This window comes from Streptomyces sp. NPDC091371, from assembly GCF_040684275.1.
Lineage (GTDB): Bacteria > Actinomycetota > Actinomycetes > Streptomycetales > Streptomycetaceae > Streptomyces.
Map to the genome: position 1 here is coordinate 53,753 of NZ_JBFBFP010000008.1, position 15,726 is coordinate 69,478.

Below are 15,726 nucleotides of genomic sequence, written 5' to 3' on the forward strand. Positions count from 1 at the left end.
TGCCGGTCGACGCTACATACTGGCCGGTGTGAAGAGCTCAGACGACACCGACGACACGGTCCTGTTCGCCATCGAGGGCCGGACCGGGGTGGTCACCCTCAACCGCCCCAAGGCCCTCAACGCCCTCACCCACCCCATGGTGCTGCGGATCGACGAGGCCCTCACCGCCTGCGAGGACGACCCCGCCGTCCACCAGGTGCTCATCCGCGGCGCCGGCGAGCGCGGGCTGTGCGCGGGCGGGGACATCCGCGCCATCCACGACGACGCCAAGGCCGGCACCACCGCCTCCGCGGACTTCTGGCGCGACGAGTACCGGCTCAACTCCCGCATCGCCCGCTACAGGAAGCCGTACGCCGCCCTCATGGACGGCATCGTCATGGGCGGCGGCGTCGGCGTCTCGGCACACGGCGCGGTCCGCGTCGTCACCGAACGCTCCCGCGTCGCCATGCCCGAGACCGGCATCGGCTTCGTCCCGGACGTCGGCGGTACCTGGCTGCTCGGCCGCGCCCCCGGCCTGCTCGGCACGCACCTCGCCCTCACCGGCTCCGCCGTGGGCGCCGCCGACGCGGTCCTGTGCGGGCTCGCCGACCACTTCGTACCCGCCGCCCGCCTCCCGGAACTGACCGCCGAACTCGCCGGGGCCCCGGTCGCGGAGGTCCTCCCGCGGTACGCGGCCGCGCCCCCGCCCGGCGAACTCGCCGAGCGGCGGGCCTGGATCGACCGCTGCTACGCGGCGGACACCGTGGAGGAGATCGTCGAGCGGCTGTTCGCCGAAGGGGACCCGGCCGCCAAGGAGGCCGCCGAAACGGTCCTGGCCAAGTCCCCGACCGCCCTCAAGACCACCCTCGCCGCCCTGCGCCGGGCCGCGGCCCTGACCACCCTGGAGCAGGTGCTGGCGCAGGAGTTCCGGGTCTCCACCAACGCGCTGGCCTCGCCCGACCTGGTGGAGGGCATCCGGGCCCAGGTCGTCGACAAGGACCGGAACCCCCGCTGGTCCCCGGCCCGGCTGGAGGACGTCGCCGACGCCGAGGTGGAGCGGTTCTTCGCCCCGCTCGGCGCCGGCCGCGAGCTCACCTTCCCGGGCCTGCGCCCCTGCTGACGTACTCCCGCAGGTGGCGGGCGGTCAGCGTGTCGGCCTCCGCCACCAGGGTCGCCGGGGTGCCCTCGAAGACCACCCGGCCGCCGTCGTGCCCGCCGCCCGGGCCGATGTCGATCAGCCAGTCGGCGTGCGCCATCACCGCCTGGTGGTGCTCGATGACGATCACCGAGTTCCCGGCGTCGACGAGCCGGTCCAGCAGCGCGAGCAGTTTGTCGACATCGGCCATGTGCAGGCCGGTCGTCGGCTCGTCCAGGATGTACGTCGAGGACTTCTCCGCCATGCTGATCGCGAGCTTGAGGCGCTGGCGCTCGCCGCCCGACAGGGTGCTGAGCGGCTGGCCGAGCCGCACGTAGCCCAGGCCCACGTCGGCGAGGCGGCCCAGGATGGCCCGGGCCTGGCCGGTGGTGAAGAACTCGTACGCCTCCGCCACCGGCATGTCGAGCACTTCGCTGATGTTCTTCTCGCGCAGCCGGTACGTGAGCACCTCGGGCGTGAACCGCTTGCCCTCGCACTCCTCGCAGACCGAGGACACCCCGGCCATCATCGCCAGGTCCGTGTAGACCAGCCCGAGGCCGTTGCAGTTGGGGCAGGCGCCTTCCGAATTCGCGCTGAACAGCGCCGCCTTGACCCCGTTGGCCTTGGCGAAGGCGGTCCGGATCGGCCCCAGCAGGCCGGTGTACGTGGCCGGGTTGGACCGGCGCGAACCGCGGATCGGCGACTGGTCGGCGACCACCACGCCCTCCTGCCCGGCCAGGTAGCCGTGGACCAGCGAGCTCTTCCCGGAGCCCGCGACGCCGGTCACCACGGTCAGTACCCCGAGCGGCACGTCCACGGCGACGTCCTTCAGGTTGTGCAGATCGGCACCCTTCACCGACAGCGTCCCGCGAGGCTCGCGCACCGACTCCCGCAGCCGCGCCCGGTGTTCGAGGTGGCGGCCGGTGAGGGTGCCGGAGGCGCGCAGCCCGGCCACGTCCCCGCTGTAGCAGAGCTGCCCGCCGGCCGTGCCCGCGCCCGGACCGAGGTCCACCACGTGGTCGGCGATCGCGATGACCTCCGGCTTGTGCTCCACGACGAGCACGGTGTTGCCCTTGTCGCGCAGCCGCAGCAGCAGGTCGTTCATGCGGCTGATGTCGTGCGGGTGCAGGCCCGTGGTGGGCTCGTCGAAGACGTACGTGACGTCCGTGAGCGCGGAGCCCAGGTGGCGGACCATCTTGACCCGCTGGGCCTCGCCGCCGGAGAGGGTGCCGGCGGGGCGGTCCAGGCTGAGGTAGCCGAGCCCGATCTCGACGAGGGAGTCGAGCAGGTCGCCCAGGTTCGCGAGCAGCGGCGCCACGGACGGGTCGTCGATCCGGCGGACGAAGGCGGCCAGGTCGCTGATCTGCATCGCCGAGCACTCGGCGATGTTCACCCCGTCGATCCGTGAGGACAGGGCGGCCGCGGACAGCCGGGTGCCGGCGCACTCCGGGCAGTCGGCGAAGACGACCGCGCGGTCCACGAAGGCGCGGATGTGGGACTGCATGGACTCGCGGTCCTTGGACAGGTAGGTGCGGGCCACCTTGGTGACCAGGCCCTCGTAGGTGAAGTTGTTCGATCCCACCTTCACCTTCACCGCGCTCTTGTGCAGGAAGTCCGCCCACTCCTGCTCGGTGAAGTCCTTGAGCTTCGTATCGGGGGAGTAGAAGCCGGAGTTGGCCATGATCTGCCAGTACCAGGAGTCCACGGCGAAGCCCGGGACGGTGATCGCGCCCTCGCCCAGGGAGAGTTCGCGGTCCACGAGCTGGTCCACGTCGATGTCGGAGACCTGGCCGATGCCCTCGCAGCGCGGGCACATGCCCTCGGGCGTGTTGAAGCTGAAGGCGGAGGACGTGCCGATGTGCGGGGCCCCGAGGCGGGAGAAGACGATCCGCAGCATGGTCGAGGCGTCGGTCGCCGTACCCACGGTGGAACGGGAGTTGGCGCCCATCCGCTCCTGGTCGACGACGATGGCGGCGCTCAGGTTGTGCAGGGCGTCCACGTCCGGCCGGCCCAGGCTCGGCATGAAGGACTGGACGAAGGAGGTGTACGTCTCGTTGATCATCCGCTGGGACTCGGCGGCGACGGTGCCGAAGACCAGGGAGGACTTGCCGGAGCCCGAGACGCCGGTGAAGACGGTGAGGCGGCGCTTGGGGATGTCGAGGGAGACGTCCGTCAGGTTGTTCTCGCGGGCCCCGCGGACCTGGATGACCTGGTGGCCGTCGGCGGGGTTCGCCCCGGTCGCCCCCGTACCGCCGGCCCAGTCGACGAGCTGGATGATCACCCCGTTCGGGTCGCTGACCTGGAACAGCCGCTCGCCCCACGGCTCCTCGCGCAGCTCCATCGCGATGGGGGCGCCCTCGGCGCGCAGCCGCTCGTACTCGCCGGGCAGATCGGCCACGGTGAAGGCGAGGATCAGCCCGGAGGCGCGCTGGTCGCGGAAGCCCTCGGGGAGCACCTCGATGCCGCGCCGCAGGAAGATCACCTGGGGGCCGCCGGGGTGGCCGAGGGAGGCGAAGCCCTCGGCGGACATGGTCTCGGTGTAGCCGAAGTGCCTGGTCAGGAAGGTGGCGGACGCGGGAACATCGTCGACGGTCAGGGATATCGCGGTGCTGGCGATCTGCACGGAACTCCTCGCGGTGGCGGTGTTTCGAGCTAACTCTATACATTGTACTCTATACGGCGTAGTGAGTTTTGGATGATCGGCGGAGAGGACCGGCATGGCCAAGGACCGGAGCGGTGCGGGCGATCCCGTGCGCACGCTGGAGCTGCTGTGGCGGGAGCCGGGGCAGGAGCCGGCCCGGCCCGGGCGGCGCGGGCCGCGGCAGGGCCTCAGCGTGGACGCCGTGGTGGTGGCCGCGACCGCCCTCGCCGACGAGGAGGGGCCGGCCGCGCTCACCATGCGGGCCCTGGCCCAGCGCCTCGGGGTGACGCCGATGACCCTGTACACGTACGTCCCCGGGAAGGCCGAGCTGCTCGACCTGATGCTCGACGAGGCGTACCGGCGGATGGCCCGCCGGCCCCCCGGCGACCGGGAGCCGTGGCAGGACCGGGTCGCCCGCGTCGCCGACGACAACCGGGAGCTGCTCGCCCGGCACCCGTGGATCGCGGACCTCTCGGTCACCCGCCCGCCGCTGGGCCCCGGAGTGATCGGGAAGTACGAGTACGAACTGGCGGCCTTCGAGGGCATCGGCCTCACCGACACCGAGATGGACGCCGCCCTGACCCACCTCCTCGGCTTCGTCCACGTGAACGCCCTGGCCGCCGCCGACACGGCCGCCCACAACAGCCGCCAGAGCGACGAGGAGTGGTGGGCGGTCAGCGCCCCCCTGCTGGAACGGGCCATGGACCCCGAGCGCTACCCCCTCGCCGGCCGCGTCGGCACCACGGTGGGAGCGTACGACCCGGACACGGTGTGGTCCTTCGGCCTCCGGTGCGTCCTGGACGGCCTGGCCCGGCTGGTCGATTCCCGGATGGGAGACTCGGGGCCACGCCGGTGAACGAAGGAGGGGCCGAGATGTTGCCCGATGTGGTCGGACGCGACGAATTCGCCGCCTTGGTCATCAGGACCGACTACGGCGAGGAGGCGGCCTGGCGGGCCCTGGTGGAGGAGCTGATCCGGCCGTGGGGGAGAGAGGGGGAGTACGAAGCCGACGTCCACCTCGTCGACGACCCCGCCTGGGCGGACGCCACGCCGGACGAGGTCCTCGCCGCCGTCGGCCGGGACGAGGAGCTGAGCGTGGTGTTCCTCGCCGACCGCGTCACCATGCGCTCGCCCCACCGGGCGCTGCTCGCCCTGTACGCCGGGTCCGAGGACGAGGAGGACGACCTCGACCCCGAGTACTACCAGGAGCTCGTCGAGAACCCGCCCGCCCGCGAGTTCCGCACCGCTCCCGCCGGCGTCCATGACGTGCACGCGAACCTCTCGATCGCGAACCTCGACTTCGAGGACTATGCGGCGGCGGCGGGCGAGGATCCCGAGGGCGTCTTCCGTGGCTTCTGAGGCCGACGGGCCGGCGTCCCGGGTGGGGGTCAGGCCGCCGGGTCGGCTGTCTCGGTGACCGCCAGGGCGAAGGCCTCCGCCTGGGCGGAGGGGCGGGTGCGGTGGCGGATGAGGCCCAGTTCGGAGTCGGGCAGGCCCTCCACCGGGACGAAGGTGAGGGAGTCCCGGCGCCCGTGGTAGTCGGCCGTGGAGCGGCACAGCAGCATGGCGCCGCGATTGGCCGCCGTCAGACTCAGGCCTTCCTGGAGCGTGTTGACGCTGGGCCCGGCCGGCACGGGAAGGCCGCCCGGGGTCAGGCCGGGGGCCTGGGCCCGGCGCCAGTACTCGGGGGCGCCGCCGTCCAGGCCGATGAGGCGGCAGTCGGCGAGTTCCTCGGCGGAGAGCGACTCCCGGGCGGCGAACGGGTGCCGGACGGACACGGCGAGGGTCTGCGGCTGCCGCGAGAAGACCGGGCCGAGGACGAGGTCGTCCTCCGCGACCGGCAGCAGGACCACCGCGCAGTCCACCTCCTGGCGGCGCAGCGGCCCGAAGGGGTCGGACAGCGGGATCTCGACGATGTCGATCGCGCAGTCGGGATACCGGTCCCCGAACAGGGCGATCGCCCGGCTGAGGTAGTCGTCGACGGTGCCCTGGAAGCCGATGCGCAACTCCCCGCCCATGCCCCGCGCGGCGGCCCGCGCCTCGTCGACCGTCGCGCGCAGGGCGTCGTACGCCGGGCGCAGTCCCGCGAGGAAGCTCTCCCCGAGCGGGGTCAGGCGCACCCGGCGGCTGGTGCGTTCGACGAGCGGAGCCCCGATGCGGCCCTCCAGGGAGCGCAGGAGCTGGCTCACCCGGCTCTGGGACACGTACAGCCGCTCGCCCGCCCGTCCGAAGTGCAACTCCTGCGCGAGCACGAGGAACGTCTCCAGCTCGCGTATCTCGACACCGCTCATGGTTTCCTTTCTACACCGCCCGCTCCGCGCGGCCGATCGAGTAGCCCCGCTTATCGAAGGATGAGGGATCGGCCGTTGTTCCCGCAGGTCGGGGCGGGTTGGCTGGTGGCATGGCACAGACTGAGGAAATTGCAGACACCACCGGCGTGCCGGAACGCCCCGCGACCCGCGGCTGGCTGGGCGTCGCGGCGGTCGCGAGCGCGACGTTCACCGTGGTGACGTCCGAGATGCTGCCCGTGGGCCTGCTGACGCCCATCGGGGACGCGCTGAAGGTGACCGAAGGCACCGCCGGACTGACCCTGACCATCACCGGCCTGGTCGGCGCGGTCTCGGCGCCGCTGCTGACACCGCTGTTGGGCCGGATCGACCGGCGGACGGTGCTGTGTGCGCTGATGGCGGTCCTCGCGGTGGGCAACCTGCTCGCCGCCTGGTCGCCCAACTTCGCGGTGATGGTGGCCGCCCGCGTGCTGGTGGGCATCGGCATGGGCGGCGTCTGGGCGATCGCGGCGGGCCTCGCGGTCCGTCTCGTGCCGCCCAAGTCGATCGGCTCCGCCACCTCGTTGATCTTCAGCGGTATCGCGGTGGCGTCGGTGCTCGGCGTCCCCGCCGGTACGTACATCGGCGAACTGGCCGACTGGAAAACGGCGTTCGTGACCGTCGGCGCCCTGGCGCTGGTGGTGCTGGTCGCCCTGGCGGTCCTGCTGCCGCGGCTGCCCGCCGAGCAGGAGGTACGGCTCAGCGGTGTGATGCGGCTGTTCGGCGAGGCGCGGGTGCGGACCGGACTGACGGTGGTGGCCCTGCTCGTCACCGGGCACTTCGCCGCCTACACGTACGTGCGCCCCGTACTGGAGGAGGTCTCGGGGGCGAGCGCCGGGATGATCGGCACGCTGCTGCTGGTGTACGGGGTGGCCGGCGTCGCGGGCAACTTCGCGGCCGGCGCGGGGGCCGGGCGGTCCCCGCGGAACACCCTGCTGGTGATCAGCGCGGTACTGGCGGCCACGGTCGCACTGGTACCGGTGCTCGGCGGCTCCGTCCTGACCGCAGGTGTGCTGCTCGCCGTCTGGGGGCTGTCGTACGGCGGTGTGTCGGTCAGCACCCAGACCTGGCTGCTGGCTTCGGCTCCCGAGGCGCGCGAGGCCGCTTCCTCGCTGTTCGTCGGCGTGTTCAATGGAGCGATCGCGCTGGGCGCACTGGCCGGCGGGCTGGCCGCGGACGGCGCGGGGGTGAACGCGGTGATGTGGCTGGGCGGCGGGCTCGCCGTCACGGCCCTCGCGGTGACGGCGCTGGGCAAGGCCCCTTCGTCCGGCCGCCTTTGAGACCGGGCCCGGCGCCCACCCCCGGGCCGCGCCACCCCGATCCCGGGGCCGGCGGGGCCGGGCGCCGGGCCTCCGCGGGCCGAGGCCGGCCCGCGCCGGCCTCGGCGGCACCGCCCGGCCCGCCCGGCCCGGCCGTCAGCCGTCGACGGCGGCGAGGAACTCGGTGATCAGCCCGGCCCACTCCGCCGGCCGCTCCGCGGCAATGGCGTGACCGCAGTCCAGCGTCGCCAGCCGGGCCCCCCGGATGCCCTCCGCGAGTTCGCGGGAGTGAACGGGAGTGACGAGGAGGTCCCCGAGGGGCGAGACGACGAGGGCCGGGACCGCGATCCGCGCCAGGTCGGCCCGTACGTCGATGTCGTCGAAGAGGGCGAGCTGCGCGTCGGTGCCCGGCGGCATCCCGGCGGCGAACAGCTCGACCTGGTCCTCGACCTCCTCGCGGGAGCGTTCGTCGAGCCAGCGGGTGCCGCCGACCATCAGCGAGAGGTAGGAGGCCAGGAGCCTGCCGTCCCCGCCCGGTGCGCCGAGTGCCCGCCAGGTGTCGATCGCGAGATCGAGGCGGGCGTTCGTGCGGGCGAATCCAGCGGAAAGAACAAGAGCGGTAACGCGTTCGGGATGGCGTGCGGCGGCCCGCACGGCCACCGCGGCGCCCATCGAGAACCCGGAAATGGCAAATGAATGCACGCCGGATTGCACGGCGCTTTCCACAATGTGGTCGGCGAGCCGGTCGAGCGTCAGCGGACGGTCCGGAAGGGGATTATTCCCGGATCCCGGATAATCCGGCCCGACGATGGTCCGGTGGCGCCCGAGACTTTCCAGGACCGGGCCGTAACTGTCCTCGATGTCGCTGCCCGCACCATGCGCGAGCAGCAGTCCCGGCCCACTGCCGGACACGGTGACGGACTTCTGGGAAGCGAGCGGAGTGGTCATGCCGGAGATGTTAGCGAGGGAGCGGAGAAAACCTTGAGGAATATCGCGCGGATCACACCTTCCCGATTTCGACTACCTAAACGAGTGGTTCACCTCTACTCACACGAGTAGTGGTGAAGCGGATTGCGGGAAACGTAGGCTCCTGAGCATCGGACGGCAAACAATCCGGCTGCCCGAATTAGCGAAGGAAGGCCGATGCTCGCAACACGCCAGCTCCCTCTGTCCGCCTACCAGCGGGACATCTGGGCTGCCGAGTCCACCATGCCGGGTGACCCCCAGTTCAACGTGGTCATCCATGAGCGGTTGGCCGGCGATGTCGACGCGGACAGCTTGAGGGAGTCGCTGGAAGGCGTCCTGCGGAACAACGAGGCGTTCTCCCTGCGGTTCGACGAACAGGACGGAGTCCCCTTCCAGTGGGTGGCCGGGACCGAGGCCGAGGAGGAGGCGGGCCCCTGGGTCCAGTACGTCGACTTCTCCGGCGCGGCCGACCCCGCGGCGGCCTGCGCGGCATGGCAGGAGTACTCCTTCACGCACCCCTTCACCCTGCGGCGTTCGCGTCTGTTCACGGCCGCCGTGCTGCGTGAGAGTGCCTCGGTCGTCCATGTGCACCTCAACGCCCACCACCTGATCGCCGACGCCTGGGCGCTGAACCAGGTCAGCCTCCAGCTGTGGGAGCGCTACGCCGGCCTCACGGCCGGCTGCACGCCCGCCGCCCCGTCCGCCACCGGGTCCGTCGCCGCGCTGGTGGAGGCGGACACCGCCTACCGCGCGTCCGGCGCGTTCGAAGAGGACCGGGCCTGGTTCCGCGACGCGCTGAAGGGCGTCCAGCCCGCCCTGTTCACCCGCGCCACCGTGCCCCCCGCGGACGGCGGGCGGCGCCGGGCCCGCCACAGCTTCACCGTCGACGCCGACCTGGTCCGCCGGATCCGCGCCGGGGGCAGCTCCCCGTTCGCGTACCTCGCGGCCGCGTTCGCCGCCTACTTCTCCCGCGTGCACCGCACCGAGGAGCCGGTGCTCGGCGTCCCGTTCCGCAACCGGCACTCGGACGCGGACCGCGAGACCGTCGGCCAGCTCGCCAACAGCCTCCCGCTGCGCGTGCCGGTCGGCCCCACCGCCACCCTGCGCGAGCTGGCCGCCGGCGTCCGCGGCACCACGGACGCACTCCGCGGCCACGAGCGGCTCGCGCTCGGCGACCTGCTCCGCGACCTCCCGGCCACCGGCGCCGGCTCCCGCCGCCTCTTCGACGTCACCCTCTCCTACCTGCGCCACCCCCGGCCCGCCCCGCTCCCGGGCCTGTCGGTCGAGTCCGCCGTGCTGGCCCCCGTCCACCACCAGGACGCGCTGTCCGTGATGGTGCACGCCTTCGAGGACGACGCCGACCTGCGGGTCGACCTCGACTACGCCGTCGACGTCTTCGACGAGGACTACCCCATCGCCTCCGTCGCCGGGCACCTGCTGCGCCTCATCCGCGGGGGAGTCGCCGAGCCCGGCCGGCCCGCGGCGACGCTGCCGATCCTGGACGAGGCCGAGTTCCAGGACCTCACACGGCTGCGGCAGGGGCCCGTGGTCCCGTACGCCGACGACCGGACCGTGCACGGCCTGATCGCCGAGCAGGCCGCCCGCACCCCGGACCGGACCGCCGTCACCGGCGCCGACGGAACCCCGCCGCTGACCTACGCGGACCTCGACGCCCGCTCCAACCAGGTGGCGCACGCCCTGCGCGAGCGGGGCGTGGGCGTCGGCGACCGCGTCGCCGTCCTCATGGACCGCTCCCCGCAGCTGATCACCGCCCTCCTCGGCGTCCTCAAGTCCGGCGGCGCCTACGTGCCCGTCGACCCCGGCTACCCGGCCGAGCGGATCGGCTTCCTGCTCCAGGACAGCCGGGCCAAGGTGGTGCTCACCGACGGCGGCACGTCGGCCGGGGACCAGGGCGTCCCCGTCCTGCGCACCGAACAGCTGCTGACCGGCCCGGACGGACCGCTCGAGGACGCTGCCACCTCGCGCGACCTCGCGTACGTGATCTACACCTCCGGCTCCACCGGCCGGCCCAAGGGGGTCATGGTCGAGCACCACTCGGTGGTCAACCGGCTCGCCTGGATGCAGAAGGCCTACCCGGTCGGCGAGGACGACGTCCTGCTGCAGAAGACGCCGATCTCCTTCGACGTCTCCGTGTGGGAGCTCTTCTGGTGGGCGATCGAGGGCGCGGGGCTCGCCCTGCTCCCGGTCGGCGGCCAGCGCGACCCGCGCGGGATCCTGCGCACCATCGCCGAACAGCGCGTCACCACCCTGCACTTCGTCCCCTCCATGCTGGGCCCCTTCCTCGACCTGCTGGAGGACAGCCCGGAACTCCGCGCCGAGGCCGCCTCCTTGCGGCAGGTGTTCTGCAGCGGCGAGGCCCTGCCCAGCGCGCGCGTGGAGCAGTTCAACCGGGTCTTCGGGTCCCGCGGCGCGAGCGCCCCGCGGCTGGTCAACCTGTACGGGCCCACCGAGGCCACCGTCGACGTGTCGTACTACGACTGCCCCACCGCCTCCGACGGGCCGGTCCGCCGGGTCCCCATCGGCCGGCCCATTGACAACACCCTGCTGTACGTCCTGGACGCGCACGGCGGGCTCCAGCCGGCCGGCGTCCCCGGCGAGCTGTGCATCGGCGGCGTCGGAGTCGCCCGCGGCTACCTGGAACGGCCCGAACTGACCGCGGAGAAGTTCACCGAGGACCCCTTCTCCCCGGGCGGCCGGCTCTACCGCACCGGCGACCTCGCGCGGTGGCTGGCCGACGGCACCCTGGAGTACCTCGGCCGCATCGACGGCCAGGTCAAGATCCGCGGCAACCGGGTGGAGCTCGGCGAGGTCCAGAACCGGCTGGCCTCCGTGGCCGGCGTACGGGACGCCGTCGTGGTCGACCACCAGTCGGGCAGCCGGGGCACTCTGCTCGTCGGCTACTACGTGGCGGACACCGAACTCAGCCCTGCCCTGCTGCGCGCGGAACTCGCCGCCGCGCTGCCCGAGTTCATGGTGCCGGCGCACTTCATCTGGATCGACACGATCCCCCTCACCCCGAACGGCAAGGCCGACCGCCGCGCCCTTCCCGCCCCCTCGGCCACCGCCGGCCCCGCGTACACGGCGCCGCGCAACGCCACCGAGGAGGCGCTCGCCGCGATCTGGGCGGGGGTACTGGAAGTGGAGCGGGTCGGGATCCACGACGACTACTTCGCGCTCGGCGGGGACTCCATCACGATGCTGCGCATCCGCGCCCGGGCCGAGAAGGCCGGCATCGTGTTCTCCCTGACGGACCTGGTGCAGCAGCCGACCGTCGCCCAGCTCGCCACGAGGTCGGCCACCGGCGGCGCGGCCCCCGCGCCCGCCGCCGAACTCGCCCCGTTCGCCCTGGTCTCGGGCGTCGACCGGGCCCGCCTCGAAGGCCGCGCCGACGCCTACCCGCTGACCCGCCTCCAGCTCGGACTGCTCTACCACAGCCGCGCCGAGCAGGACTCCGCCGTCTACCGCGACGTCTTCCAGTACAGCATCACGGCCGCGTGGGACGAGGAAGGCTTCCGGCACGCCTTCGAGCGGCTGGTCGCACGCCACCCCGTCCTGCGGTCCTCCTTCGATCTGGGCTCCTTCTCCGAGCCGCTCCAGATCGTGGACCACGAGGTGCCGGGCGGCTTCGACTTCGTGGACCTGCGCGGCCGCCGGGAACACGAGGCGCTCGCCGAGATCCGGTCCCACATCGACGAACGGCGCTACCACCGCTACGACTTCGAGCAGGCCCCGCTCCACCACCTGCGCGCCCACGTCCGCGAGGACACCCTGGAGCTGGTCCTCAGCTTCCACCACGCGATCCTCGACGGCGGCAGCGTCGCCACCCTGGTCGCCGAGCTGCTGCGGGACTACCTGCACGGACTGGGGCACCCCATCGCGGCCGTGACCGAGACGGCCCTGCCGTCGGCGGCGCACCACGTACGGGCCGAACGCGAGGCCCTGGAATCCGAGCGCACCCGCGCCTTCTGGCGCGAGCGGCTGCGGGACGCGCCGCTGCTGCGCCTGGAGGCCTTCCGCGGACACGAGGCCCCCGGTCCGGACACCCAGATCACCAGGATCGTGGACCTGCCAGCCGAACTCACCGGGCAGGTCGGCCTGTTCGCCCGGGAGCGGGCACTGCCCGTGAAGTCGGTGCTGTTCGCGGCCCACTGCCTGACGCTCGGGCTGTTCTCCGGATCCGACGACATCACCACCGGACTCGTCACCCACGGCCGCCCCGAGCTGGAGGACGCCGACCGCATCGCCGGCCTGTTCCTCAACACGATGCCCGTGCGCCTCGGCACCGCCGCGGACAGCTGGGCGGACGTGGTCCGGGCCGCGTTCCGGCAGGAGCAGCAGAGCCACGCGCACCGCCGCTACCCGCTCAGCGCGATCCAGGAGGACCGGGGCTCCACCGTCCTGGAAACCGCCTTCAACTACATCCACTTCCGCCAGCTGGCCGCCGTCTTCGAGCTGCCCGGGGTCCGCCTCCTGGACTTCAAGACCTGGGAGGAGACCAACTTCCAGCTGCTCGTCAACGCCATGACCGACCCGGTGGACGGCTCCGTGCGGCTGCGGCTGGACCACCACGGGCTGACCTTCACACCGTCCCAGGCCGACCTGTACGCCGAGCGGTTCACGGCGATCCTGGACCGGCTGGTCCACCACCCGGACGAGGCCGTGGACTTCGGCTTCCTGGCACCCGGCCCGGACCTCGACGCGACACCGGAAAAGGAGGGCTCCGCCGCGCCGCTGGACGTCGTACGCGCCGTGGCGGAGCAGACCGCCCGCACCCCGGACGCCACGGCCCTCGTCTTCGGCGCACACCGCTGGACCTACGCCGAACTGGAAGGCGCCGCCGACCGGGTGGCCCGCGAACTGATCGCGCTCGGCTCGCGGCCCGGCGACCGGATCGGCATCGCGATGGACCGCTCGCCGGAGACGATCGCCGTCATCCTCGGCGTCATGAAGGCCGGCGCGGCCACCGTGCCGCTCGACGTCAGCTACCCGGCCGACCGGCTGACCGCCATGGTCGAACAGGCCCGCCCCTTCCGGATCATCGCGAACGCCGTCCACGGCGCCACCCTCGGCGGGCCGGGACTCGTCCTCGCCGCCGAGCAGATCTTCGCCGGGGACGGCGAGCGGCCCTACCTGCCCCGGATCCCGGCGGAGGTGACCGAGGAGATCACCCCCGACTCCATCGCCTACGTCCTGTTCACCTCGGGCTCCACCGGCGCGCCCAAGGGCGTGGAGATGCCGCACCGCTCACTGGCCCACCTGGTCGCCTGGCAGAACGGCATCCCCAGCGGCGTCGTCGGAGGCGTCACCGCCCAGTACGCGCCCATGAGTTTCGACGTCTCCTTCCAGGAGATCTTCTCCACCCTCGCCGGCGGCGGCACCCTGCTCCTGCTCTCCGAGGACGAGCGCCGAGACATGCCCGCCCTGCTGCGCCTGCTCGACCGGGAGGGCGTGGAGCGCATCTGCCTCCCGTACGTCGCCCTCCAGCAGCTGGCCGAGACCGCCGACGCGCTCGGGCTCGCCCCCCGCTCGCTGCGGGCCCTGCTCTCCTCCGGCGAGCAGCTCCGCGTGACCGACGAGATACGCCGGCTCTGCGCCGCCCTGCCCGGGGTGATCCTGGAGAACCAGTACGGGCCCACCGAGTCGCACGTGGTGACCGCCTACACCATGCAGGGCGACCCGGCCGCCTTCCCGGCCCTGCCACCCATCGGACGGGCCGTCGCCGGCTCCGCCGTCCACGTCCTGGACGCCCGGCTGCGCCCGGTCCCGGCCGGGGTGCGCGGCGAGCTGTACCTGTCGGGTGCCTGCCTCGCGGACGGCTACCTGGGCCGCCCCGACCTGACCGAGGAGCGGTTCGTCCCGCACCCGTCCCCCGGGGCCGGCGCGGCCGGGCTGCGCCTGTACCGCAGTGGGGACCTGGGCTTCGCCCTGCCGAGCGGCGACGTGGTGTGCCTGGGCCGGGCCGACGCCCAGGTCAAGGTGCGCGGCTACCGGGTGGAGCCGGCCGAGGTCGAGCTGGCCATCACCCGCTTCGCCGCCGGCCACCCGGGGATCGCGGAGGCCGCGGTCGTCGCCCGGCGCCGGGAGGGCAACGACTCCTTCCTCGCCGCCTTCCTGACGGGCGACCCCGACGGCGCCGACCTCACGCTCCTGCGCAAGCAGCTGCGGACGGTGCTGCCCGAGTACATGATGCCCTCGCACTTCGAGTGGCTGGCGGCCCTGCCGCTGACACCGAGCGGCAAGCGCGACGACAAGGCCCTGCGCGACGCCCCGCTGACCACGGGGGCCGCCGCCGACACCGCCGCGGCCCCGCGCGACGCCTACGAGGAGACCCTCGTGGAGATCGTCGGCGATCTGCTCCAGCTGCCCGCGCTCGGAGTGCACGACAACATCTTCGACCTCGGCGCCACCTCGCTCACCGCGATGCGCCTGGTGGTCCAGATCGAGCAGCGCTACGGGATCAGCGTCCCGCTCTCCGAGTTCGTATCGGCGCCGACCGTGGCCGAGCTCGCGGCACGGCTGCGCTCGGGCGAGGCGATGACCGCCTTCGACCCGCTGGTGCCCATCCGCCCGGCCGGGTCGAAGCGCCCGATGTTCTTCGTCCACCCCATGGGCGGGAACGTGCTCTGCTACGTCCGGTTCGCCAAGTACCTGGAGGACGACCAGCCGTTCTACGCCCTCCAGGCGGCCGGCGGCGACCCCGGCACCGAACCGCTGCGCAGCGTCGAGGAGATCGCGGCGAGCTACATCGAGGCCTTGCGCCGGGTGCAGCCGAGCGGACCGTACGTCATCGGAGGCTGGTCCTTCGGCGGGTTCGTGGCCTTCGAGATCGCCCGGCAGCTGCGCGCGGCCGGCGAGGAGATCGCCCGGCTGGTCCTGCTGGACACCACCGCCCTCAACCCGGGGCGCCGCCTGACCACGGACGACGAGGCCCTGCTCGGCTGGTTCTTCTGGGAGCTCCTGTGGCTGCGGCGCGGCGGCGACTCCCCGCTGGAGCTCATCCCCGGCCGGCTGACGACGCTGGAGGAGAAGTTCGACTTCATCGCCCAGCTGGCCATCGACGAGGGCGTGCTGCCCGCGGGCAGCACCGGGGCCGTCGTGCGCCGCCTGTTCCACGTGTACGAGGCCAACTGGAAGGCGGCGTTCGCCTACCGGCCCGAGGTGGTGGACCAGGACATGGTCCTCATCCACGCCGCGGAGCCGCTGCCCGACGTACTCAACTCGATGCACACGGCCATCGAGAGCATGCACGCGGACCCCAGCAACGGCTGGCGCGACCGCACCAGCGGCGCGCTCGACGTCGTGGACGTACCCGGCGACCACCTCACGATCATGGAGGAGCCGTACGTGGCCCACATGGTCCGGGTCGTCACCGAACTGATCGGACAGTGAGATGACAGG

General features: G+C 72.7%; 8 protein-coding genes. 5 read left to right on the forward strand and 3 right to left on the reverse strand.

Annotated features, from left to right (window positions below; all coding sequences use genetic code 11):
* The first annotated feature begins 28 nt into the window (after positions 1-28).
* Positions 29-1,099, forward strand: a complete 1,071-nt coding sequence (locus AB0O21_RS12040; RefSeq protein WP_365169628.1) for an enoyl-CoA hydratase/isomerase family protein — start codon at positions 29-31, stop codon at positions 1,097-1,099.
* Here AB0O21_RS12040 and AB0O21_RS12045 read toward each other — a convergent pair.
* Positions 1,071-3,737, reverse strand: a complete 2,667-nt coding sequence (locus tag AB0O21_RS12045) for an ATP-binding cassette domain-containing protein (protein ID WP_365169631.1) — start codon at positions 3,735-3,737, stop codon at positions 1,071-1,073. The two genes, AB0O21_RS12040 and AB0O21_RS12045, sit on opposite strands and share 29 nt — an antisense overlap.
* 94 nt (positions 3,738-3,831) lie before the next feature.
* Here AB0O21_RS12045 and AB0O21_RS12050 point away from each other — a divergent pair, with 94 nt between their 5' ends.
* Together AB0O21_RS12050 and AB0O21_RS12055 are read left to right on the forward strand one after the other, a co-directional pair.
* Entirely contained in the window at positions 3,832-4,611 is a 780-nt protein-coding gene (locus tag AB0O21_RS12050; protein WP_365169634.1) for a TetR/AcrR family transcriptional regulator, read from the forward strand.
* Positions 4,612-4,628: 17 nt separating this feature from the next.
* A complete protein-coding gene (locus AB0O21_RS12055; RefSeq protein WP_365169637.1) occupies positions 4,629-5,114 on the forward strand; it encodes a hypothetical protein in 486 nt (161 codons plus the stop codon).
* Positions 5,115-5,143: 29 nt separating this feature from the next.
* Here the strand turns inward: AB0O21_RS12055 and AB0O21_RS12060 are convergent, their stop codons facing one another.
* Positions 5,144-6,046: a LysR family transcriptional regulator gene (locus AB0O21_RS12060; RefSeq protein WP_365169639.1), complete on the reverse strand. Its 903-nt coding sequence runs from the start codon at positions 6,044-6,046 to the stop codon at positions 5,144-5,146.
* Between the two features lie 110 nt (positions 6,047-6,156).
* Between AB0O21_RS12060 and AB0O21_RS12065 the strand changes: the two genes are divergently transcribed.
* Positions 6,157-7,362 (forward strand): MFS transporter, encoded by a 1,206-nt coding sequence (locus AB0O21_RS12065; protein ID WP_365169641.1) that lies wholly within the window; start codon positions 6,157-6,159, stop codon positions 7,360-7,362.
* 135 nt (positions 7,363-7,497) lie between these two features.
* Here the strand turns inward: AB0O21_RS12065 and AB0O21_RS12070 are convergent, their stop codons facing one another.
* Positions 7,498-8,289: an alpha/beta hydrolase gene (locus AB0O21_RS12070; protein ID WP_365169644.1), complete on the reverse strand. Its 792-nt coding sequence runs from the start codon at positions 8,287-8,289 to the stop codon at positions 7,498-7,500.
* Positions 8,290-8,484: 195 nt separating this feature from the next.
* Here AB0O21_RS12070 and AB0O21_RS12075 point away from each other — a divergent pair, with 195 nt between their 5' ends.
* Positions 8,485-15,717 (forward strand): amino acid adenylation domain-containing protein, encoded by a 7,233-nt coding sequence (locus tag AB0O21_RS12075; RefSeq protein WP_365169648.1) that lies wholly within the window; start codon positions 8,485-8,487, stop codon positions 15,715-15,717.
* The last annotated feature ends 9 nt before the right edge of the window (positions 15,718-15,726 follow it).